The organism is Nocardioides sp. F233 (assembly GCF_057813895.1).
Genome location: NZ_JBVASH010000002.1, coordinates 788,885 through 810,061, shown reverse-complemented (window position 1 = coordinate 810,061; position 21,177 = coordinate 788,885). Strand labels below are relative to the sequence as shown.

At 74.2% G+C, this 21,177-nt stretch carries 21 protein-coding genes; 11 read left to right on the top strand and 10 right to left on the bottom strand.

Annotated elements, in window-relative coordinates; genetic code table 11:
- Positions 1–273: 273 nt before the first annotated feature.
- On the bottom strand, positions 274–696 hold the full coding sequence (mraZ, locus tag ACZYRU_RS10315; protein ID WP_179730068.1) for a division/cell wall cluster transcriptional repressor MraZ: 423 nt from the start codon (positions 694–696) through the stop codon (positions 274–276).
- A gap of 345 nt (positions 697–1,041) precedes the next feature.
- Between mraZ and ACZYRU_RS10310 the strand changes: the two genes are divergently transcribed.
- From ACZYRU_RS10310 to ACZYRU_RS10300, 3 genes are read left to right on the top strand one after another with little or no spacing between them, the layout of a single operon-like run.
- Complete coding sequence (locus ACZYRU_RS10310; protein WP_488957196.1) at positions 1,042–1,968, top strand: AAA family ATPase; 927 nt, start codon at positions 1,042–1,044, stop codon at positions 1,966–1,968.
- 19 nt (positions 1,969–1,987) lie between these two features.
- Positions 1,988–3,232, top strand: a complete 1,245-nt coding sequence (locus ACZYRU_RS10305; RefSeq protein ID WP_488956991.1) for a DUF58 domain-containing protein — start codon at positions 1,988–1,990, stop codon at positions 3,230–3,232.
- Positions 3,229–5,586 (top strand): transglutaminase TgpA family protein, encoded by a 2,358-nt coding sequence (locus tag ACZYRU_RS10300; RefSeq protein WP_488956990.1) that lies wholly within the window; start codon positions 3,229–3,231, stop codon positions 5,584–5,586. The genes ACZYRU_RS10305 and ACZYRU_RS10300 overlap by 4 nt, the downstream gene beginning before the upstream one ends.
- Positions 5,587–5,839: 253 nt before the next feature.
- On the opposite strand, the gene ACZYRU_RS10295 is transcribed toward ACZYRU_RS10300, so the two are convergent.
- The 5 genes from ACZYRU_RS10295 to ACZYRU_RS10275 form a co-directional block, all read right to left on the bottom strand.
- Entirely contained in the window at positions 5,840–6,280 is a 441-nt protein-coding gene (locus ACZYRU_RS10295; RefSeq protein ID WP_488956989.1) for a DUF3040 domain-containing protein, read from the bottom strand.
- A 139-nt stretch (positions 6,281–6,419) separates the two neighbouring features.
- Positions 6,420–7,625: a DNA polymerase IV gene (dinB, locus tag ACZYRU_RS10290; RefSeq protein WP_488956988.1), complete on the bottom strand. Its 1,206-nt coding sequence runs from the start codon at positions 7,623–7,625 to the stop codon at positions 6,420–6,422.
- Positions 7,626–7,655: 30 nt separating this feature from the next.
- Positions 7,656–8,372, bottom strand: a complete 717-nt coding sequence (locus ACZYRU_RS10285) for a methyltransferase domain-containing protein (protein ID WP_488956987.1) — start codon at positions 8,370–8,372, stop codon at positions 7,656–7,658.
- A 48-nt stretch (positions 8,373–8,420) separates the two neighbouring features.
- Positions 8,421–8,879 (bottom strand): SAV_6107 family HEPN domain-containing protein, encoded by a 459-nt coding sequence (locus tag ACZYRU_RS10280; protein ID WP_488956986.1) that lies wholly within the window; start codon positions 8,877–8,879, stop codon positions 8,421–8,423.
- Positions 8,880–8,952: 73 nt separating this feature from the next.
- Positions 8,953–9,435: a hypothetical protein gene (locus tag ACZYRU_RS10275; RefSeq protein WP_488956985.1), complete on the bottom strand. Its 483-nt coding sequence runs from the start codon at positions 9,433–9,435 to the stop codon at positions 8,953–8,955.
- Between the two features lie 46 nt (positions 9,436–9,481).
- Here ACZYRU_RS10275 and ACZYRU_RS10270 point away from each other — a divergent pair, with 46 nt between their 5' ends.
- The gene (locus tag ACZYRU_RS10270) at positions 9,482–9,961 is read left to right on the top strand and encodes a YbaK/EbsC family protein (RefSeq protein ID WP_488956984.1); all 480 of its coding nucleotides are present in this window, start codon (positions 9,482–9,484) and stop codon (positions 9,959–9,961) included.
- 4 nt (positions 9,962–9,965) lie between these two features.
- Positions 9,966–11,279, top strand: a complete 1,314-nt coding sequence (locus ACZYRU_RS10265; RefSeq protein WP_488956983.1) for a phytoene desaturase family protein — start codon at positions 9,966–9,968, stop codon at positions 11,277–11,279.
- Between the two features lie 28 nt (positions 11,280–11,307).
- Here ACZYRU_RS10265 and metF read toward each other — a convergent pair whose 3' ends face one another.
- Positions 11,308–12,198: a methylenetetrahydrofolate reductase [NAD(P)H] gene (metF, locus tag ACZYRU_RS10260; protein ID WP_488956982.1), complete on the bottom strand. Its 891-nt coding sequence runs from the start codon at positions 12,196–12,198 to the stop codon at positions 11,308–11,310.
- A gap of 76 nt (positions 12,199–12,274) precedes the next feature.
- On the opposite strand from metF, the gene ACZYRU_RS10255 reads away from it, so the two are divergent.
- The 4 genes from ACZYRU_RS10255 to ACZYRU_RS10240 are packed head-to-tail and all read left to right on the top strand — an operon-like array spanning position 12,275 to position 16,687.
- The gene (locus ACZYRU_RS10255; RefSeq protein WP_488956981.1) at positions 12,275–13,363 is read left to right on the top strand and encodes a polyprenyl synthetase family protein; all 1,089 of its coding nucleotides are present in this window, start codon (positions 12,275–12,277) and stop codon (positions 13,361–13,363) included.
- A gap of 59 nt (positions 13,364–13,422) precedes the next feature.
- The gene (locus ACZYRU_RS10250) at positions 13,423–14,361 is read left to right on the top strand and encodes a hypothetical protein (RefSeq protein WP_488956980.1); all 939 of its coding nucleotides are present in this window, start codon (positions 13,423–13,425) and stop codon (positions 14,359–14,361) included.
- Entirely contained in the window at positions 14,358–16,154 is a 1,797-nt protein-coding gene (locus ACZYRU_RS10245) for an acyltransferase family protein (RefSeq protein ID WP_488956979.1), read from the top strand. Before ACZYRU_RS10250 ends, ACZYRU_RS10245 begins: the two co-directional genes overlap by 4 nt.
- Entirely contained in the window at positions 16,151–16,687 is a 537-nt protein-coding gene (locus ACZYRU_RS10240; protein ID WP_488956978.1) for an RNA polymerase sigma factor, read from the top strand. Before ACZYRU_RS10245 ends, ACZYRU_RS10240 begins: the two co-directional genes overlap by 4 nt.
- An 18-nt stretch (positions 16,688–16,705) precedes the next feature.
- On the opposite strand, the gene ACZYRU_RS10235 is transcribed toward ACZYRU_RS10240, so the two are convergent.
- Genes ACZYRU_RS10235 through ACZYRU_RS10225 form a run of 3 tightly spaced genes read right to left on the bottom strand, consistent with a single transcriptional unit; the run spans position 16,706 to position 18,008 of the window.
- Positions 16,706–17,119, bottom strand: a complete 414-nt coding sequence (locus ACZYRU_RS10235; RefSeq protein WP_488956977.1) for a barstar family protein — start codon at positions 17,117–17,119, stop codon at positions 16,706–16,708.
- Positions 17,116–17,628 carry a guanyl-specific ribonuclease gene (locus tag ACZYRU_RS10230; protein WP_488956976.1) on the bottom strand — a complete coding sequence of 171 codons (513 nt, stop codon included), beginning with the start codon at positions 17,626–17,628 and terminating at the stop codon, positions 17,116–17,118. Before ACZYRU_RS10230 ends, ACZYRU_RS10235 begins: the two co-directional genes overlap by 4 nt.
- A gap of 8 nt (positions 17,629–17,636) precedes the next feature.
- Positions 17,637–18,008: an Rv2175c family DNA-binding protein gene (locus ACZYRU_RS10225; RefSeq protein ID WP_488956975.1), complete on the bottom strand. Its 372-nt coding sequence runs from the start codon at positions 18,006–18,008 to the stop codon at positions 17,637–17,639.
- Between the two features lie 135 nt (positions 18,009–18,143).
- Between ACZYRU_RS10225 and pknB the strand changes: the two genes are divergently transcribed.
- The gene (gene pknB, locus ACZYRU_RS10220; protein ID WP_488956974.1) at positions 18,144–20,243 is read left to right on the top strand and encodes a Stk1 family PASTA domain-containing Ser/Thr kinase; all 2,100 of its coding nucleotides are present in this window, start codon (positions 18,144–18,146) and stop codon (positions 20,241–20,243) included.
- Positions 20,233–21,162: a DMT family transporter gene (locus ACZYRU_RS10215; protein WP_488956973.1), complete on the top strand. Its 930-nt coding sequence runs from the start codon at positions 20,233–20,235 to the stop codon at positions 21,160–21,162. Before pknB ends, ACZYRU_RS10215 begins: the two co-directional genes overlap by 11 nt.
- Positions 21,163–21,177 lie beyond the last annotated feature (15 nt).

Below are 21,177 nucleotides of genomic sequence, written 5' to 3'. Positions count from 1 at the left end.
ACCCCTCGACCCTGGGAAATGACTCTGCGAACTGGTGCTGCGGTAAATGCGGCGGATCCGCAGAGCCAGGTCCCGGCCCGCTCCCACCCCGGTGTTCGGGGTGCCGTCTGGTGCCGGGGAAGGTGCCCCAGAAGGCGGGGTTCGGCAGGTCGCCTGTGGCCGGGGAAGGTGCTACAGGTGGCTGCCTGGGAAGCGGGAACGGGCTGAGACCTCGTCCTGCGGATCCGCTGTGGTGTTGTCAGTGCTGCTGGTGGTGCTGGTGCTGCGGACGGACTAGTCGTCGTCCTCGTCGAGGTCGGCGAACTCCTCCAGTGCCTCGAGCTGGAACTCGCGCCAGGCGGCGGGGTTCCAGATCTCCAGGCGGTCCCGGACTCCGATCACGACGACGTCGCGCTCGAGTCCGGCGTACTCACGCAGGTGTGCCGGGATGCCGATCCGGCCCTGCTTGTCGGGGGTGCTCTCGTCGCCGCCGGCGAAGAGGACCCGGGCGTAGCGCCGGGCGGCGCGGTTGGTCATCGGCCGGGCGGCTTGCCGCTCGGCCTCCTCGGCGAAGACATCGGTCGGCCAGACGACGAGGCACTTGTCCTGTCCCTGTGTGACCACGAGGCCCTCCGCCAGTCGATCCCTGAACTTCGCCGGGAGGAAGAGACGGCCCTTGTCGTCGAGCTTCGGGGTGTAGGTGCCCATGAAGAGCATCGGGCCACCCCCAGCCGTCCCACCGGACTCCGCCGTTCCTCCACTTTCCCCCACAGTACTCCACTTTCCCCCACCGTCAACCACCGACGCCCCACTTCGTGCGGCGTTTCGCACCACCGCGCCCGCCAAATGCGCAGGTCAGCGCGCTGGGAGCGCAGGTGGAGCGGAGTGGAGGAGAAGTGGAGCGCCGGTGGGGAGCCGCGCCCGGTTCCGGCGCAGGTGCGCGGAGTGCTGCCGCTCTTCCCACGGCGGCCGTAGGGTTGCTCCACCGCAGCGACGTGGCTGCTGAAGAGAGGGAGAACAGCCGTGGAGTCGCCGAGCACCGATGTCGACGCCGTTGCGCGCGTGGCCGGCAGGATCCAGGCCAACGTGGAGAAGGTGATCGAGGGCAAGGGCGAGGTCGTCTCCGCCGCGATCGTCGTCCTGCTGGCCGAGGGGCACCTGCTCCTCGAGGACGTCCCCGGCGTCGGCAAGACCATGCTGAGCAAGGCCCTGGCCCGCAGCATCGACTCCACCGTGCGCCGCGTGCAGTTCACGCCCGACCTGCTGCCGTCCGACATCACGGGCGTCTCGGTCTACAACCAGTCGACGCGGGAGTTCGAGTTCCGTCCCGGCGGCGTGTTCGCCAACATCGTCATCGGCGACGAGATCAACCGCGCGTCGCCCAAGACCCAGTCCGCGCTCCTGGAGTGCATGGCCGAGCGCCAGGTGACCGTCGACAACGTCACCTACCACCTCGAGTCGCCGTTCATGGTCATCGCGACCCAGAACCCGGTCGAGATGGAGGGCACCTATCCCCTGCCCGAGGCGCAGCGCGACCGCTTCCTGGCGCGGGTCTCCATCGGGTACCCGGTGCCCGCCGCCGAGATCGCGATGCTCGCCAACCACGGCGCGGTCAGCCCGCTCGACGACCTGGAGCCGGTGACCGACAGCGCCGAGATCCGCAAGATGTGCGCGATCGTCAGCCACGTGCACGTCTCCGACACGGTGCAGCGGTACGCCGTCGCGCTGACCGCCGCCACCCGGCACAGCCCGGAGCTGGTGCTCGGTGCCTCGCCGCGAGCCACGCTCCACCTGGTGCGCGCAGCCAAGGCCCGCGCCGCCCTCCACCGCCGCGACTACGTCCTGCCCGACGACCTGCTGGCCCTGGTCCAGCCGGTGCTCGCGCACCGGCTGCTGCCCAGCGCCGAGGCGGCGATCGGCGGTCGGAACGTGGCAGCGATCCTCGAGGGCATCGCGGCGCAGGTCCCGGTGCCCGAGCCGACCTCCTGACGAGACGCACGGTCAGCCCATGCGCCGGCACCTCTCCTCCCTGACCCTCCGCGGACGCGCCTTCGTCGCGGCGGGGGCAACCGCGGTCGTGTGCGCCATCGGGTTCGGCCAGCCCGCGCTGACCCGGGTCGGCGTGCTGGTGCTGTCGCTCCCCCTGCTCGCCGCCTTCGTCGTCAGCCGGCGCAAGCACGACCCGACGGTCGCCCGTACCGTGTGGCCGCGGCTGCTCCGCGCCGGCGAGACCGCGCGGATCGACCTCACCATCGCCAGCGACCGCAAGCGCTCCGACGGTGCGCTGCTGGTCGAGGACACCCTCCCCTACGCGCTCGGCGGCCGAGCGCGGTTCGTGCTGCAGGGTCTGGGCGGAGCCTGGGAGCGCACGGTGTCGTACCCGGTGCGCTCCGACATCCGGGGTCGGTACGTCGTCGGGCCGGTCGTCGCGCGCCTGGCCGACCCCTTCGGCCTGGTCGAGCGCCGTCGGCCGATCGGCGGGACCGCCCAGCTGACGGTGACCCCTCGTGTCGTACCGCTCCCCGCGATCCCGCTGACCGGCGGCTGGCAGGGCGCCGGCGAGCACCGCCCGCAGGCCTTCGCCTCCGGGTCGGCCGAGGACGTCAGCGTGCGCGAGTACCGCCGCGGCGACGACCTGCGCCGCGTGCACTGGCGCAGCTCGGCACGCATCGGCGAGCTGATGGTGCGCCGCGAGGAGCAGCCGTGGGAGGCGCACGCCACCGTCCTGCTCGACAACCGGCGCCTCGCCCACCGCGGCCAGGGCCCCGCGTCCAGCCTCGAGGCCGCCGTGATCGCGGCCGCGTCGGTCGCCGTGCACCTCGAGCAGCACGGGTACGCCGTCCAGCTCTGCACCGCCGACGGGATCGGTGGTGGGTCCACAGGCGCTCCCACGCTCGGCGCCGAGCGGGCCCTCGAGCACCTCGCCGTCCTCGAGATGGCCCACCGCTCGACGCTCGACGTGACCTGGTCAGGCGAGCAGGCCCGCGGCGGTGTCGTGGTCGCCGTGCTCGGCGGCTTCCTCCCCGAGGACAACGCGGCCCTGCGCCGGATCCGGCACGACGCCGGTGCCGCGCTCGCGCTCGTCCTCGACGTCGACCAGTGGTCCCCGAGCCGCGCTGGGCTCGGTGCGGCTGCCGCCGCACCCGTGACCTCGCTGGCCTGGCGCGCCACCGCGCTCGGCCCGCGTGACCACCTCGACGTGGCCTGGCGCGAGCTCGGCCGGGCCCACGTACGAGGAGGTGCCCGCTCATGACCAGCGCCGGCCCGACGATCACCAACCGACGCGGCCCGTTCGGCCCGGTGCTGCTGCTCGGCGTGGTCGCCGTGCTCACGACGTGGGCCGCCCTGACCGCGTGGCGCGGCTTCGTCGAGCTGCCCGGCAGCTACCTGCGCCCGCTCGCCGTCCTCGCCGCACTGCTCGCCCTGAGTGGCGCGACGCTGCGCTGGTCCGGCGCACCCCGCTGGGTGACCGCTGCCGTCCAGGTCCTGCTGGCCACCGTCTTCGTGTCCCACCAGATCACCGGGTCGCTGATCCCGGTCGGGGGCACTGCCGCCGAGATCTGGCGGTCGCTGGAGGCGTCGGTGCGCACGTCCCGTCAGTACGCCGCACCGATCGGCGACCGCGTCGCCCCGGTGTGGCCGCTGCTCGTCGTCGCCGGGGCCGCCGTCCTCGTCCTTGTCGAGACCCTCGCCTGCACCCTGCGCCGCGTCCCCGCCGCCGGGCTCGGGCTGCTCGCCGTCTATGCCCTGCCCAGCGGCGTGCTCGACGGCGGACCGGACGCCACCAGCTTCCTCGGTGCCGCCGCCGGCTTCCTGGTCCTGCTCCACCTCGAGTCGCGTGAGCACCTGCTGCGCTGGGGCCGCACCGTCGGGCCCCAGCAGGACTCGGTGTGGCGCGGCAACCCGCTGCGCGAGGCGATGCGGGCCGGCGCCGGGCGGATCGGGGTCACCGCGACCGCGCTCGCGCTCGTCGTACCGCTGTTGCTGCCGTCGGTCGGCGTCAACGTTCTCGACCTCGGCACCGGCAAGGGCAACGGGGACATCCGGATCCGCAAGCCGATCGCCGACATGCGCCGTGACCTGGAGCGCGGCGCGGACGTGCCCCTCGTCGAGGTGCGCACCGACGACCCCTCGCCGTCGTACCTGCGGATCTCGGTGCTCAACCGCTACACCGGCGACGAGTGGAGCAGTGGCGACCGCGACGTCGCGCGCGACGACCGCGCCAACGGGGTGGTGCCCCTGCCCGCCGGTCTGTCCGACGACGTACCGCGCACCACCTACGGCTACGACGTGTCGATCACCGACGACCTCGACTCGACCTGGCTGCCGACGCAGTACCCCGTCTCCGAGGTCGACGCCCCCGGCGACTGGCGCTTCGATCCCGCGACGCTGGACTTCCTCGCCGCCGACAACGACCTCGACACCCGCGACATCAGCTACACGATGAAGGCCGTCAGCCTCGACTTCGGCACCAACCGCGCCTTCTTCCGCGACGCCCGGACCGGCGACGTGTCCGAGGAGGTCCTCCACGTCCCCAGTACGCTGCCCCCGCTGGTGCGCAACCTCGCCCGCGACGTGACCTCCGGCGCCACCACCGACTACGAGCGCGCGCTGCTGCTCCAGCGCTGGTTCCGCCAGGACGGCGGGTTCACCTACGACCTGCAGAAGGCGCCGAAGGGCACCGGCAACCAGACCCTCGAAGGCTTCCTGGCCCGCAGCGGCCGGGTGGGCTACTGCGAGCAGTTCGCCTCGGCGATGGCCGTGATGGCGCGGGTGCTCGGCATCCCCGCCCGGGTGGCGGTCGGCTTCCTCCAGCCCGACCCGGCGGGTGACGACACCTGGGTCTACAGCAGCCACGACCTGCACGCCTGGCCCGAGCTCTACTTCGCGGGCTCCGGCTGGGTGCGCTTCGAGCCGACCCCGTCCGGCCGGGTCCAGCAGGTGCCCGCCTACACCCGGGTCCCCGTCGACGGCGGCAGCAACGACCCCCGGGGCGGCCCGAGCGCTGCGACCTCCGCCCCCTCCGGCGCCACCGGCACCGCCGCACCGAGCGCCGGCCCGAACCGCCGGCCCGAGATCGACCGCGACCCCGGCGCCGCCGGAGGCGGCAACCGCCGCAGCCTGCCCCTGCCGGTGCTGATCGGCAGCGCGGTCGTGCTCGTGCTGCTGCTCGCCGGCCTCGCCGCCATCGGTGGCCCGACCACCGCCCGGACCCGTGGGCGTCGTACCCGACTGGCGGGGACGCCCGACGACGTCTGGCAGGAGGTCCGCGCCACTGCACTCGACCTCGGCCTGCCCTGGCCCGCCGGCCGCTCCCCCCGCGAGGCCGGCGCCTTCCTGCTCGACCACCTCGCCACCCCCACCGACCACCCCGCCGAACGCCCGCGCACCGGCCCCGACGCCGCCCCCGAGGCCGCCGACGCCCTGGAGCGCCTGGTCCTCGCGGTCGAGCGCGCCCGGTACGCACGCCCCGGCGCGGTCGCCACGCTCGAGCGCACGCCGGTCGCCGAGGACGGTGCGCTGGTCGTGGCTGCACTGGAGGCCGGGGTCACGCCCCAGGCCCGGCGACGCGCGCGCTGGCTGCCGTTGTCGGTCTGGCGCCGCTGACCGGCGGCTCCACGCGAGCGTCCGGCCCGGCGCCGCAGGCGCCGGACGCCCACCGCCGGGCGGCGAAGTCGGGGTGCCGTCGGCGCTGGGACGACCTTCGCCTCGCGAACAAGAGGTGCGCCGACGGCGGGGCCCTCGCTCCGAGCCGCCCGGCGGTGGGCGGGAGGCGCCGGAGGCGCCGGGACGGACCCTGGACATGAAACAGCCCCCGGGTGAGCGGGGGCTGTGGATGAGGCGCCTGGACTGAGTCGGCTCAGAAACCGCCACGGTCGCGGCGGCGACGCCAGCGGGCCTGGAGGGTCTCCATGAAGCTGGAGGAGCGGCCGTGGCTGCGACCGTGACCACGGCCGTGGTGGCCGCGGCGGCCGCCGTCGACGACGCCGAAGCCGGACGGGTGGGCCGAGATGTTCGGAGCCGCTCCGCCGCGCTGGCCACGGATCGAGCCGAGCAGGATCGTGGCCGAGGCGAGCATGATCAGGAAGCCGGCGACGCCGACGGGCCAGTAGCCGCTGACGGCCCCGCCCATCATCACGGCGATGCCGCCGGCGAAGACCACGCCGGCGAGGATGGCGCGGCGGCGGGCTGCCTGGCGGAGGGTCGTGCCCCGGAGGGTGGACGCGAACTTCGGGTCCTCCTCGCTGAGGGCGCGCTCCATCTGCTCCAGCAGTCGCAACTCCTCTTCCGAGAGTGGCACCGAATCCTCCGACACGTGTGAGGCGGTTGCCCGCCCGATGACTCTTCCTCCAAGTGTAGGCAGGCATCTCCAGCGGTGGTAGGCCGTCCCCCGAAATTGTCCGCTCGGCGTCCGGGACGGTCACGACGGACCAGCCGGCTCACAGCAGGCTCGCCCGGCGTACGGCGGCGCTGCCGAACCGGTCGACGGCCCGGTCGACGGCGCGGTCGGCGTCGGGCCAGCCGGGGTCCCGCTCGCCGAGGGCCAGCTGGCGGCTGTCGACGGGGCGCAGGCGGCGCAGGCCCTCGACCCGGACGCCGACCAGGCGGACCGCCGGCGGGCGGGGGCCGCGGGCGTCGAGGAGGCCGTCGAGGAGGGGCACCGCGACGGCGTACACCTCCTGCGTGACGTCGGTCGGCTCGCGCAGGGTGCGGGAGCGCTGGACGGTGGTGAAGTCGGCGAAGCGGACGGTGACGGTGACGGTGCGGCCGGTGCGGCCGGCGCCGCGGACCCGGGCGGCGACCCGGGCGGTCAGCCGGAGCAGCTCGCGGTGCAGCTGTGCCCGATCGCGTACGTCGACGGCCAGCGTGTGCTGCGACCCCATGCTGCCCTCGGGCTCGCCCTCCCCGAACCCGAAGACACCGGCGCCACCCGGCACCAGCTCGGTGCGGTCGCTCCCCCACACCAGGGCGTGCAGGTGGCCGCCGAGGTGGTGGCCCAGCATCCGCCGCAGCAGGTCGACCTCGATCGCGGCGACGTCGCCGACCGTGACCAGACCGAGGCGGTGGAGTCGTTGGCGGGTCGCCTCTCCGACGCCGTAGAGCACGCCCACGTCGAGGGGGTGGACCTCAGCGACGAACCGGTCGGGCGGGATCACCCGGACGCCGTCGGGCTTGGCCTGTCGGCTGGCGAGCTTGGCGACCGAGATGGAGGCGGCGATGCCGACCGAGCAGGTGATGCCGTGCTCGGCGCGGATCCGCGAGCGCAGCCGCTCGGCGATCGCCTCCGGCGGCCCGAACAGCCGGACCGCGCCGCGCACGTCGAGGAACGCCTCGTCGAGCGAGGTGACCTCGACCAGCGGGGTGACGGTGCGGAAGGTCTCCATGATCGCCTTCGAGACCGGCGTCAGCAGGCCGAAGTCGGGCGGCATGGTGACGGCGTCGGGGCACAGCCGCGCGGCCTCGGTGCCGGACATCCCGGAACGGATGCCGTAGCGGCGGGCCGGGTAGTTGGCGGACAGCACGACCCCGCGGTGCCCGCCGCCCACGACCACGGGGACGTCGTGGAGCTCGGGGCGGTCGCGGATCATCACGGACGCGTAGAACGCATCCATGTCGACGTGCAGGATCGGGCAGGTGACGCTCACGGCCCGCTCCCGGGTCGTGAGGGTCGGGCGTCAGGAGGCGGAGTGCGCCAGGACGTGGAGCTGGGTGGCCAGCGGGAGGTACTCCGGGCGCTGGGCGACGGCGCGCTCGAGGTCGACGAGGGCCGCAGCGGCACCGGGCTCCTGGTCAATGAGGGCCGCGGGGACCAGGTCCGCGAAGACCCGGACGGCGTGGACCGAGACCGCGCCGAAGCCGTGGCCGGCGAGCAGGTCGCGGACCTCGTCGACGGTGAACCGGCGGCCGGTACGGGTGTCGACGGGCTGCTGGTCGTCGAGCAGGTCGCGGGCCTGCTGGAAGTGGCCGGCCATCGCCCGGGTGATGACGGCGGCGTGGCGCTGGCCGACGACGAGGCTGAGCAGGCCGCCCGGCCGGAGCACCTCGGCGATCCGCTCCAGCGCGAGGGACGGGTCGACGACCTCGAGCACGCCGTGGCACAGCACGACGTCGGCGCTGCCGGCGCCGACGACCTCGACGAGGTCGGCGACATCGCCCTGGAGGCCGGAGACCTCGAGGTCGACCTCGCGCGCCCGGCGGGCCAGCGCCGCCAGGGCGTCGGGGCTGGGGTCGACGACGCGGACCCGGTGGCCCGACTCGGCGAGCCGGACGGCGAAGCCGCCGGTGCCGCCACCGAGGTCCACCACGTCGCGGGGTCCACCCGCGAGCGCGGACTCGAGGGCGTCCCACACGACCGCGGTGCGGACCGATCCACGCTGCTCGCGAGAGGCCATGTGCCGAACACTAATGGTCACCTCCGGGACGCTCGGACAGGCGCTCCGTCAGCCGACGGCCAGGCCGGCGAGCTGCTCGCCGAGAGGGACGTGCGGCGTGAGGCCGAGCGCCTGCTCGACGAGGGCGAGGAAGCGGTCGGCGTCGCGGACCAGGTCGTCGGCCTCGCGCTCGGTGGCAGCCCGGGTCGAGCCCGCCTCGGCCGCCGCCCGCTTGGCCGCGCCGGCCGCGAAGAAGGAGGCCCACTCGGACAGCTCGGGTGCGACCTCGGCCAGCAGCACCCAGGCGTTGCGCTGGGCGCGTCGTCGGCCCGCCTCGGGGCGGGCCCGGGCAGCCAGCAGCGCGGCGGCCGCCCGCAGCGCGGAGACGTGGGCGCAGGCGTAGCGCGTGGCCACGTCGCGCGCCGCGACCGCCTCGCTCAGCGATTCTGCCGACCGGATCAGGTAGTTGTGGGTGGTCGCCGGCAGCGTGTGCGGGCTGACCGTGAGAGGGGCGAACTGCTGGGCCACGGCGTCTTCTCCTCCGGATCTGTTCGAACAGGTGTTCGAATGATCCGAAGGTACACCGGGGGTCCGACACAGCTCAAGAGGCGCGCACGTACTCCCGGCTCTGCGGGTGCCACAGGAAGACCAGGGTCACCGCGCTGATCACGGCGGCGGCGATGGCCATGCCGTCGACCATGGTCGGCGGGTCGGTGCGCACGGTCCCGACCGCGACCACGATCACGCCGGCGACGATCGCCGCCAGGGAGTGCCGCGCCCAGTTGTAGCCGACCCGGAACAGCGCGATCAGCGTCAGCGACAGGACGGCCGTGACGCCGTACAGGACGAGGATGACGGGGACGAACTCCACCGGCCGGACCGTGCTGTCCCCGACCTGCATCGGCGACCAGACGCTGCCGAGGTCCTCGCGCTGGGTGACGACGAGCACGCACACCAGCAGGCCGGCCGCGACCAGGGACCACAGCAGCCAGCACGCGATCACGACGGCGGGCGGCCGGGGCGTGACCTCGCCCGGCTGCGCGGCCTCCTGAGCGGCCTGCTGCTCGGCGTCGGTCTCGGGCATGGTTCCTCCAGTCCGTGGTGGGGTCGTGCTCGGTAGGGTCACCCCCATGTCGGCCGAGCATCCCTCGATCACCCGGTTCCGCGACGAGCACCAGCGCCGGGGCGGAACCGGCGAGATCGTCATTCTGCCCGACTCGGTCCACACGGCCGCACTGGCCGCCGAGGCACTGGGCTGCGAGGTGGGGGCGATCGCCAACAGCCTGCTCTTCGACGTCGACGGCACGCCGGTGCTCATCCTCACCTCCGGCGCGCACCGGGTCGACACCGAGCTGGTGCAGACCACGATCGGCGGCCCGGCGCTGCGCCGCGCCAAGCCGGAGTTCGTCCGCGAGCACACCGGCCAGGTGATCGGCGGGGTCTCCCCCATCGGCCACCCGGCGCCCGTGCGCACCTACCTCGACCCGTGGCTGCAGCGCCACGAGGTGGTCTGGGCGGCGGCCGGGCACCCGGCAGCGGTCTTCTCGACGACGTACGACGAGCTGCTCGCGCTCACCAGCGCCGAGCCCCTCGACGTCGCGAAGGACTGAACGCGTGCGCATCGTCGTCGTCGGCGGCGGTCTCGGCGGCATGGCCGCAGCCGCCCGCCTGGCCAAGCTGGGCCACGAGGTCGCACTGCTGGAGGCGTCCGGCAGGCTCGGCGGGGCGCTCGCGCCGGTCGAGCAGGACGGGTACCGGTGGGACGCGGGTCCCGCGAGCACGCTGCTGCCCGCCGCCCTGCGCGACCTGTTCCGCAAGTCCGGGCGCCCGCTGGAGAAGGAGCTCGAGTCCGACCTCGAGCCGCTGCCGATCCTGCGCGAGCACCGCTTCGCCGACCGCACCTCGGTGCTACTGCCCGGCGGCTCCCGGGCCGACCAGATCGCGGCCTTCGACGCGCTCGGTCCCGGGCTCGGCGAGAAGTGGGCCACCCACGTCGACGTCTACGGACCGGTGTGGGACGTGTTGCGCCGCCATTACGTCGAGGTCCCCTGGGACCCGCGCACCAAGGGCGCGGTTCCCAAGGAGCTGGACTCGATGTTCGACATCCGCGAGACGCTCCACAAGCGGCTGCGCCACGCGTTCCGCGACGAGCGGCTGGCGTTGGTCGCAGGGCACGCCGCGGTCGCCGAGGGGCACGACCTGCGCAACGTGCCGTCCTGGGTGGGCGTCACCGCCTACCTCGAGCAGTGCTTCGGCGGCTGGCAGGTGCCCGGCGGGATGGGGCGGATCGTCGAGCTGCTGACCGCGCGCCTGGAGACCCGGGGCGTGCTGGTGCGCACCGGGCTCGAGGTCGAGGACCTGGTCCTGCGCGAGGGCCGCGTGGTCGCCGTACGCACGGCGGAGGGTGAGGCGGACGCCGATGCCGTCGTGGTCGCCATCGACCCGCGCCGGCTGCCCGTGCTGGCGCCGCACGTCGAGCGCACCATGCCCGCGATCCCGCCGGTCGTGTCGCACGTCGGGCTGGCCGGCGACGTCCCCGACCTGCCACACGAGCTGGTCATCCACGAGGAACCCCTGCTGAGCGTGCGTCCGGGCGGCATCGCGCCCGACGGCGGCACCGCGTGGACGATCCACGGCCGCGGCAAGATCGCCGAGGACCTCCTCGACGCCCTCGCCCGGCACAAGCTCGACGTCCGCGAGAACGTCGTCACCCGGGTCGACCTGTCGCCGCGGGACCAGGTCGAGCAGTGGCGCGGCTCGCCGATGGGCGTGCTGTGGCAGGGCCGCGGCACCGTCCGGCAGCGGATCGGCCCGGGCACGCCCGTCCCCGGCGTGTACGCCGCCGGCGCCCACACCGCTCCGGGTGCGGGCGTGCCGTTCGTGACCCAGTCGGCCGCGCTGGTCGCGCAGCTGATCGGACCGGCCTGACCCGAGGGGCCGGGCCGGTCCGGCCGCGTCAGACCGTGATCTGCAGCGCCTCGAAGATCTCGAGCGTCGCCTTGGACCGGTTCAGCGTGTAGAAGTGCAGGCCGGGCGCACCGCCGGCGAGCAGCTCGTCGCACAGCTCCGCGGCGATCCGGATGCCCTCGGCGCGCACGGCGGCGGGGTCGCCGTCGTACGCGCTGATCCGCTCGACGATGTCGTCCGGGACACTGGTGCCGATCAGCTCGCCCTGGCGGCGGATCGCGGCCAGGTTCAGGATCGGCATGATGCCCGGCAGGATCGGGATGTCGACGCCGCGGGCACGGACCCGCTCGACCAGGTCGAAGTAGTCGGACGCCCGGAAGAACATCTGCGTGACCGCGAACTCGGCGCCGGCCTTCGCCTTGGCGACGAGCACGTCGGCGTCGGCGTCGAGCGACTCCGCCGAGGGGTGGCCCTCGGGGAAGGCGGCGATGCCGACCCGGAAGTCGCCGCGTGAACGGGCCAGCTCGACCAGCTCGACCGCGTAGTTGAGGCCGCCCTCGGTCGGGGTCCAGTCGGCGCGCGGGCCCTCCTGCGGGTCGCCGCGCAGCGCCATGACGTGGCTCACGCCCTCGGCGACGTAGGAGTCGAGGATTCCCTCGAGCTCGGCACGGGTGTGGCCGACGCAGGTCAGGTGGGCCAGCGGGACCATCGCGGTCTCGCGGGCGATCCGCCCGGTGATCGCGACCGTCTTGTCGCGGGTGCTGCCGCCTGCGCCGTACGTCACCGACACGAAGGTCGGGCGGTAGGGCTCGAGCGCCCGGATCGCGTCCCAGAGCTGCGCCTCACCTGCCTCGTCCTTGGGAGGGAAGAACTCGAAGGAGAACGAATGGCCGCCCTCACGGATGATCTCGCCGAGGGAGCGCCCAGCACCGGTGGTCATGAGCCGCAGTGTAGGTGTCCGGAGCGGGCCGGGGTCGGGCATCTCGCCAATCACCCGAGTCACTAGGCTCACATCCGTGACCAGCCAGGTGTGGGACCCGACCCCGTTCCGGACCGAGGTCCAGGCCACCCTGGACACCTTCCTCGCCGACCAGTCGGCCCGGCTCGCACCGCTCGGTGGGGATGCCGCGCGGTTGCTGTCCGAGGCACGGGTCACCGTGTCGGGGGGCAAGCGGTTCCGGGCCGCCTTCTGCCACTGGGGCTACGCCGCGCTCGCCGGCGCGCCGACCGGCGCCGACGCCGAGGCCGTACGACGCGCCGCCGCCGCCCTCGAGCTGCTGCACGCGAGCGCACTGGTCCACGACGACCTGATGGACGCCTCCGACACCCGCCGCGGCCGCTCCGCGACCCACCGCACCTTCGAGCGCGCCCACCGGGCCGACGGCTGGCGGGGCGACCCGGAGCAGTACGGCGCCGCCGCCGCGATCCTGCTCGGTGACCTGCTGCTGTCGTGGTCCGACGAGCTGCTGCGCCGCTGCGGCCTGGGCTGGGACCGGGTCGGCCCGGCCCTCGACGTGTTCGACCTGTGCCGCTCGGAGGTGATCGCCGGACAGTTCCTGGACGTCTCCGTGCAGGCCCGCGGCCGTGCCGATGTCGCCCAGGCGATGACGGTGCTGCGCTACAAGTCGGCGAAGTACTCCATCGAGCGCCCGATCCACGTCGGCGCCGCGCTCGCCGGAGCCGACACCGCGACCCTCGACCAGCTCAGCGCCTTCGGCCTGCCGCTCGGCGAGGCGTTCCAGCTGCGCGACGACCTGCTCGGTGTCTTCGGCGACCCGGCCACCACCGGCAAGCCCGCGGGCGACGACCTCGTCGAGGGCAAGCGGACCGTGCTGGTCGCGCTGGCACTCGACCACGCCTCCCCCGCCGACGCCGAGCGCCTCGACGCAGCGCTCGGCACTGCCCTGTCCGATGCCGAGATCGCCGATCTGCGCGCGATCATCGACGGCTGCGGCGCCCGCGCCGAGGTCGAGTCGATGATCGACGACCTCGCCCGCCAGGCCGTCGACGCCCTGCACCGCGGCCAGGCCGAGGCCGGCTGGGACGCGGAGGCGTGCCGAGTGCTCGAGCAGCTGGCCGCCGCGGCGACGCGCCGCGCGCACTGACGACGCACCGCTGACAGCGGGCCGTGAACCCGATCGACCGGTTCGGACAAGAACAGGGCATGGGCAACGACACGAACGCGACCGGCGACGACTGGACCGCCGAGGTACGACGCATCAGGCCGGAGCCGCCGGACCCCACGGTCGAGGTGACCGCGGCCGCCCGCCGCGACCTGGCCGCTGCCATCGCAGCCGAGCAGACCCGCCCGGCCCGCCTGGCTCGTCCAGCCCGTCGGACGGTCCGCCTCCTCGCAGCCGCCGCAGCGGTCGCGGTCGTGGCCGGCGGCGTCACGACGGCCGGCGTGCTCGTCGGCCGGGACGACCCCGGTACGACGTCCGCCACCGCGCTGATCCCGACCTCGGGCGACGGGCCGACGGCGCTGCGCGCGGCAGCCGTCGTCAGCCTGCGCTCCGACGTGCCCGCACCCGGCGGCCGGGTCCGGCACATCAGGTTCCAGAACTTCACCGACCCGGGCGCACCCGTCTACGACCAGTACATCCAGCCGGACGGGCGCGCGGAGGTCGGTCCCGTGGACGGACCGCTGACGGCGACCGAGGGCTTCGTGCCGACGGCGCGGGTCACCGCGCTGCCGACCGATCCCACGGCGCTGCGCGACGCCCTGCTCGCCCTGGGCGAGGAGCGTGGCCTGGGCCAGCCCGGTGACAGCGCCGAACGGGTCCTGTACCGGGTCGCCACCGACCTGCTGCCCGACCCCGCGCTCTCGTCGGCGACCCGCTCGTCGCTCTACCGCGTGCTGGCGGCCACCCGGACCGCCGACGTGGCCGCGCAAGTACTGCCGACGGCACGGGTGCTGGGGCGCGACGGCGTCGCGCTGCGGTTCACCTTCGCCGAAGGCGCCGTCGACACCTGGGTGCTCGACCGGCGTACCGGCGCGCTGCTGAGCACCGAGACCGTGCTGCCGGACGGCACCCGGCTCGGCGGCCAGCGCTACCTGGTCTCCGAGCTGACCGACCCCGCGACCCCGTCCGCACCCGCGTGAGCGCCGCCGAGACCCGACCTGCCCGGGTGCCCGCCCTGGACGGGCTGCGGGGCGTGGCCGTGCTCGCGGTCGTCGGCTACCACCTGTTCCCGGCGCGCCTGCCGGGCGGCTTCCTGGGCGTTGACATGTTCTTCGTCCTGTCCGGCTTCCTCATCACCGCGCACCTCGTGCGCGAGGCGGACACGCTGGGACGCCCTCGCTTCGCGCAGTTCTGGGTACGACGGGCGCGACGGATCCTGCCCGCGCTGCTGGCAGTGCTGCTGGCGGTGACCGCGACCGCCGGGGTGCTCGGCGGCGCGCTCGAGGTGCGGCTGAGGCAGCAGGTGCTGGCCGCGCTGACGTTCAGCAGCAACTGGTACCAGGCCGGTGCGCCGGCATCGTACGAGGACCGGTTCGAGGCGCCGGTGCTGCAGCACCTGTGGTCGCTGGCCGTCGAGGAGCAGTTCTACCTGGTGTGGCCGGTGCTGCTGTGGCTCGTCCTCGCCGTCACCCGGAGCGCCGGCACGGCCTGGCGGTTCCGGGCCGTCGCGGCACTCGCCGCGCTCAGCATCGCCGCGATGGCCGCCGGACACCTCTCCGGCACGTCCCTGAACCGGCTCTACTTCGGCACCGACACCCACGGCTTCGCGCTGCTGGTCGGTTCCGCCGCCGCCCTGTGGGCGGTCGAGGTGCGGCTGCGCACGGCGCTCGCGGCGGCGGCCGGCACCCTCGTCGCGATCGCGCTGCTGCCCTGGGACGCGCCCCTCACCTACCTCGGCGGTACGGCGGCGGTCGCGACCGCCACGGCGCTGGTCGTGCTCCACCTCACCGGCGACGCCCGGCGTCCCGACTGCGGCCGGTCGCCGGTCGCGATCGCCCTGTCCGCGCCGTCGTTGCGCTGGGCGGGCGAGCGCAGCTACGGGATCTACCTGTGGCACTGGCCCGTGATCGTGGTCCTGATGCAGGTGGCACCCGGCGTGCCGCTCGCCGTGGCCGCCGTACCGATCACCCTGGCGCTCGCGGCGCTGTCGTGGCGTCATCTGGAGCAGCCGGTGCAGCGGATCGGCTACCGGGCCTCGGCGGGGCAGGTCGTGGCGCTGGGGCGGCGCACCGGACTGGTCGGCGTCGCCGTCAGCACCGTCGTCGCCGCGCTGGTCTCGGCCACCGTCACCGCCGGGATCGGCAACTCCCGCGACCACAGCGCGCTCCAGGTGAGCCTCGACACCGGCCAGGCGGCGATCGAGGCGCACCGCAAGGCCGCGCCGCCTCCGCCGCCGGTGCCGGCCCCGGGCCCGGCGCCGTCGCCGTGGACCTCGCCCGCGCCGGGGGACGGCCGCGACCTGACCGTCATCGGCGACTCGGTCACCGTGGCCGCCGCGCCGGCGCTCTACGACCTGCTCCCCCAGGCCGACCTGCGCGCCCACGTCGGAATGCAGATGTGGAGCCTCGAGAAGCGGATCCGGGGCCTGCGCAGGGCCGGCGCGCTGCGGCCGGTCGTCGTCATCGCCCTGGGCACGAACGGCGACTTCGCCCCCCACCAGCTCACCGACGCCATCGGCGCCGCCGGGCCGGGACACCGGTTCGTCCTGGTCACGGCGAGCGGGCCCCGGTCGTGGATCGCGCCGGCGAACGCCAAGCTGCGCCGCTACGCCCGCAGCCACGCGAATGCCCGGATCGCGGACTGGGAGGCGCTGCGGGCCCGGGTCCCGGACTTCGCCGGCGACCACATCCACCCCGGGCCGCGCGGCGGGGCCGTCCTCGCCCGCCTGGTGTCCCGCACCGCCGCGTCCTTCTACGGCGAGACGGCCTCGTGACCGGCTCCGACGGCGACCTGATCGCCGCCTCCTGGCAGCGGCCCGAGGCCTTCGGCACCCTCTTCGAGCGCCACTTCACGGCTGTCCACCGCTACCTCGCCCGCCGAGCCGGCACCCAGGCCGCCGACGACCTCGCGTCCGAGGTCTTCACCACCGCGTTCCGGCGACGACGGACGTTCCGCGCCGAGCACGACTCGGCGCTGCCCTGGCTCTACGGCATCGCCGCCAACGTCCTGCGCAGCCACCTCCGGTCGGCGAGCCGGCAGGCCGCGGTGCCACCCGGCCCCGAGCCCGTCGAGCCACCGTTCGTCGACGCCGTCGAGGACGCCGTCGACGCGCACCGGCGGTTCGCGGTGCTGCGCGAGCACCTCGACGCACTGAGCGAGGACGATCGCGCGACGCTGCTGCTCCACGCCTGGGAGGACCTCCCCTACGAGCAGGTCGCCCAGGCTCTCGACATCCCCGTCGGGACGGTGCGCTCGCGCCTCAACCGGGTCCGTCGCAAGCTGCGCAGCGCGTCCACGGCGCCCTGAGCACTGCGCCCGCGGGCCTCAGGCCAACAGCGGTACGGCGTCCGTGGGACCCGCACCCCGCAACAGCACCTCGACCGCCGGACCTGCCTCGCCCCGATCGCCGAGGACCTCGACGACGAGCCCGAACCACCGCGGCTCGGCGCGCGCGAACCCGGACCAGGCGTCCCAGAGCAGCACGGTCGGGCCGGGCAGGTCGCGCAGGCAGTCGTTGAGGGCGTCCAGGTTGGCGCCGTAGTGGTCGGGGAACCCGAGCGCGCTGCCGATCGCTCGGAGCACGTCGGCGCGGGCGTCGAGGGCAACGCCGTCGACGTACCCGAAGCCCCAGCCGGCGTGCTCGGCCGCGTGCTGCACCGAGGCGACGTCGAGCGCCGACTCCCACCGGTGGACCCCGGACGTGTGGCGCCCGGCCAGGACGGCTGCGAGACCGCTCATCGGCGGATCCTCTCGAACGACTCGTAGTGGTCCGCGGTCCAGTACAGCTCTCCCCCGTCGCCGGCGATGATCCGTCGCGCGCCGCGGTGATCGAGTCCGGGGGTGTCGACGGTGTACTCCGCGTAGTAGCCGCGCGGCCGGTCCGGCAGCACGCCCTCGAAGTTGCCGAAGGTGGAGCCGTCCTTGCCGGGGTACGGGAACGGCCCGCCGGCGTCGATCAACTCGACCGTCTCGGCGGCCTCGCGCGGCAGGTCGGCCAGGTCGACATACGCGATGCCGTCCTCGTCGCGCGACGCCGACCGGGTCGGTGAGAAGGAGGCACGCGGCGAGGTCGAGGCATGTGGCGTCGAGGTGGCGCTCGGCGACGACGTGACGCTCGGGCTGTCACTGGCCCGCGACGGCTCGGGATCGTCGCCGCCGCGCGACTGCAGCCACCACACCCCGACCAGCAGGACGACGGTGATGGCCGTCGAGACGACCTGGGTCGTCCGGCGGCCCGTCCTCGGCATGCGCAGCCTCAGAACGCCAGCGCCTGGGCGCGGCGCTTGACCTCGGAGCCGCGGTTCTCGTGCAGCGCGTCGATCGGGCGGCCCGGGAGGTCCGCGTCGAGGAAGATCCAGGCGATGCACTCACGGTCGTCGAAGCCGTTGTCGTGGAGCACGGTGAGCAGGCCGGGCAGGCCCTTGACCGGCTCGCCGTCGACGATGAAGAGCGCCGGGACGCCCTGCCGCCGGCCCTCGCCGGGCTTCGCGGCGGCGAGCTGGTGGTCACGGACCATCGTGCGCACGCTGGCCGGCGTCACGCCCATCAGGGCAGCGGCCTGGTCCCAGTCCAGCCACTCCTCGACGAGGGCGGCAAGGTCGTGGTCGGCCAGTCGCGGTTCGCTCATGGGGCCATCTTCCCCCACCCGGGTGCGATTGCGCCCGTCGGCGTGGCTTCGGTCAGGCGTGGCCCCTCCCCGTACGATGGTCGTTCCGGTCACCTTCCCCGGCCGGTCCAGCAGAACATGCACAGGAGGGTCGCTGTGCACGAAGACCAGCGCGCTCGCGGCGGCCCCGCCGCGCGCCCCGGCGACCCCTCGAAGCGGGTGGAGGACCACCAGTTCGGCCGGCTCCTCGACGACCGGTACCGGATCGGCATCCGGATCGCCCGCGGCGGCATGGCCAGTGTCTACGAGGCCGTCGACACCCGCCTCGACCGCACCGTGGCCGTCAAGATCATGCACCCGGGCCTCGGGGACTCGACGACCCACGACGACGACTCGTTCGCGCGCCGCTTCGTCAGCGAGGCCAGGGCCGCCGCCCGGATCTCGCACCCGCACGTGGTGGCCGTCTTCGACCAGGGGCGCGACGAGAGCGACGGGACCGTCTACCTCGTCATGGAGTACGTCCCGGGCCACACGCTGCGCGACACCGTCACGAAGGACGCCCCGATGTCGCCCGAGCGGGCGCTGGCCCTGCTCGACCCGGTGCTGTCCGCACTCGGTGCCGCCCACCGCGCGGGCCTGATCCACCGCGACGTGAAGCCCGAGAACGTCCTGATCGCCGACGACGGGCGGGTCAAGGTCGCCGACTTCGGCCTGGCCAGGGCGGTCAGCGCCGACACCCAGCACACCGCGACCAACGGCGTGCTCATCGGCACCGTGTCCTACCTCGCCCCCGAGCTGGTCGTGGAGCAGCGGGCCGACGCACGCGCCGACGTGTACGCCGCGGGCGTGATCCTGTTCGAGCTGCTCACCGGCACCAAGCCCCACACCGGCGAGACCCCGATCGCGGTCGCCTACCGCCACGTCCACGAGGACGTCCCGGCGCCGTCGAGCGTCGTCCCGGGCATCCCCGACTACGTCGACGCCCTCACCGCGCGGGCCACCACCCGCGACCCCAGCCTGCGCCCGGCCGACGCGACGGTGCTGCTGCACCACGTGCGCCGCGTCGTGCAGGCGCTCCACGACGGCGTCCGCTCCGACCCCGAGCTGGTCGCCGACCTGCTGCCCGCGACCCGCGCCGCCGCGCCGGCGGAGGCCGCGGACGTCGACGGCGACACCACGCCCGAGCCGGTCGCCTCGCTGTGGGACGGCATGCCCGACCTGGTCTCGCCGGACGTCGCGCCGGACCACGAGCGCACCTCGGTCATCGTCGAGCGCCCGCAGCCGCCCGTCCCGGTCGCTCCCCTGCCGCCCCCGCCGGCTCCCCCGAAGCAGAGCCGGCCAGCGCGCGAGCGCAGGCCGGGCCGGGCCAAGGGCATCGCGGTCGCCCTGGTCCTCGTCGTCCTCGCGGCCGCGGTCGGCACCACGGCCTGGTGGGTCGGCTGGGGCCGCTACACGACCACCCCCGGCGTGATCGGGCTGGAGCAGGCCGCCGCGTCGGCGAAGCTCGACAAGGCCGGGCTGGGCGCCGAGGTCGAGGAGGTCTACTCCGAGAGCGTCGCCAAGGGCGTCGTCATCACGACCGAACCGCGCCCCGGGGCCAAGATCCTGCCCGACGGCGAGGTCACCCTGACCGTCTCCCTCGGCAAGGAGCGGTACGACGTCCCGGACCTCGCCGGCAAGACCGTCGACGAGGCGACCGCGGCCCTGCGCGAGGTCAAGTTCGTCGCCGGCCAGCCCGCCGAGGAGTGGTCGGAGACCGTCGAGGCCGGCCGGGTGATCCGGTCCACGCCGGCCTTCGGCACCCCCGAGGCACAGGGCCTGCCGGTGGGCACCTCGGTCACGCTCGTCGTCTCCAAGGGCCGCAAGCCGCTCAAGGTCCGCAGCTTCGTCGGCAAGGACGCCGACAAGGCGAAGCAGGTGCTGGGCAAGAAGGGCCTCGCCGTCGAGGTCGTCGAGGAGAAGTACAGCGACGACGTCGCCGAGGGCGACGTGATCAGCCAGACCCCCGAGTCCGGCACGCTCTACAAGGGCGACAAGGTCGAGCTGGTCGTCTCGAAGGGCCCCGAGCTGGTCGTGGTGCCGGCGGTGCGTCTCAAGTCGACCGACGACGCGATCGCCATGCTCGAGGACCTCGGCCTCGACGTCCGGGTCGAGCACGCCGACATCTACATCAACGGATCGGTCGCCTGGAGCACCGATCCGGGCGGCGGCGACAAGGTGCGCAAGGGCAGCACGGTCATCCTCTATGTCGTCTGACCGCTCCGCGGTCGCCGGCAGCACCTCCCGTCGTACCGCCCTCCTGGCGACGCTCGCCCTGCTCGCGATGACCGCGTGCTGGGGTTCGACGTTCTTCCTCATCAAGGACCTCCTCGAACGGGTGCCCACGGTCGACTTCCTGGCCGTGCGCTTCCTGCTCGCCGGCGGCGTGATGCTGCTGATCGCGCCGCGGGCGGTGGCACGGCTCGCGCCCGACGTACGCCGCCGGGCGCTGGTGCTCGGCGCGCTCTACGGCGTCGGCCAGATCCTGCAGACCGCGGGGCTCGCGCACACCCCTGCCAGCGTCTCGGGCTTCATCACCGGCCTGTACGTCGTCGCGACGCCGTTGTTCGCCGCCGTGGTCCTGAAGACCCGGATCACCCCGGCCACCTGGGGCGCGGTCGTGCTCGCCACGACCGGGCTCGGCGTGCTCACCCTCGACGGCTTCTCGATCGGGTACGGCGAGGCGATCACCCTCGTCGCCGCACTGCTGTACGCCGCGCACATCGTCGCCCTCGGTGCCTGGTCGCGCCCCGCCGACGCCCTCGGCATGTCGATCCTGCAGATCCTGGTCATCGCTGCGATCTGCCTGGTCGCCGCGCTGGTGTCGGGCGAGCCGGGCATCGTGTTGCCCGAACGGGGCGGCGACTGGCTGAACCTGGTCTACATGGCGCTGTTCGCCGGCGCCGCGGCCCTGCTCGCGCAGACCTGGGCGCAGGCACACCTGCCCGCGACCCGCAGCGCGATCATCATGAGCATGGAGCCGGTGTTCGCGGCGTTCTTCGCGGTGCTGCTCGGCGGCGAGTCGCTGACCGGGCGGATGCTCTGCGGCGGGCTGTTCGTCCTCGCCGCCATGCTCGTCGTCGAGCTGGTCCCGCGTCGCCACGTCGAGGGCGAGGTCACCCACCTGGTGGTGTGACGGGGTGGCCAGACC

Bases quoted from the DNA above. Each gene is read 5' to 3' on its own strand.
- mraZ (WP_179730068.1), bottom strand. From the start codon at position 696: ATGCTCTTCATGGGCACCTACACCCCGAAGCTCGACGACAAGGGCCGT.
- ACZYRU_RS10305 (WP_488956991.1), top strand. From the start codon at position 1,988: ATGCGCCGGCACCTCTCCTCCCTGACCCTCCGCGGACGCGCCTTCGTC.
- ACZYRU_RS10300 (WP_488956990.1), top strand. From the start codon at position 3,229: ATGACCAGCGCCGGCCCGACGATCACCAACCGACGCGGCCCGTTCGGC.
- ACZYRU_RS10285 (WP_488956987.1), bottom strand. From the start codon at position 8,372: ATGGCCTCTCGCGAGCAGCGTGGATCGGTCCGCACCGCGGTCGTGTGG.
- ACZYRU_RS10275 (WP_488956985.1), bottom strand. From the start codon at position 9,435: ATGCCCGAGACCGACGCCGAGCAGCAGGCCGCTCAGGAGGCCGCGCAG.
- ACZYRU_RS10270 (WP_488956984.1), top strand. From the start codon at position 9,482: ATGTCGGCCGAGCATCCCTCGATCACCCGGTTCCGCGACGAGCACCAG.
- metF (WP_488956982.1), bottom strand. From the start codon at position 12,198: ATGACCACCGGTGCTGGGCGCTCCCTCGGCGAGATCATCCGTGAGGGC.
- ACZYRU_RS10250 (WP_488956980.1), top strand. From the start codon at position 13,423: ATGGGCAACGACACGAACGCGACCGGCGACGACTGGACCGCCGAGGTA.
- ACZYRU_RS10235 (WP_488956977.1), bottom strand. From the start codon at position 17,119: ATGAGCGGTCTCGCAGCCGTCCTGGCCGGGCGCCACACGTCCGGGGTC.
- ACZYRU_RS10230 (WP_488956976.1), bottom strand. From the start codon at position 17,628: ATGCCGAGGACGGGCCGCCGGACGACCCAGGTCGTCTCGACGGCCATC.
- ACZYRU_RS10225 (WP_488956975.1), bottom strand. From the start codon at position 18,008: ATGAGCGAACCGCGACTGGCCGACCACGACCTTGCCGCCCTCGTCGAG.
- ACZYRU_RS10215 (WP_488956973.1), top strand. From the start codon at position 20,233: ATGTCGTCTGACCGCTCCGCGGTCGCCGGCAGCACCTCCCGTCGTACC.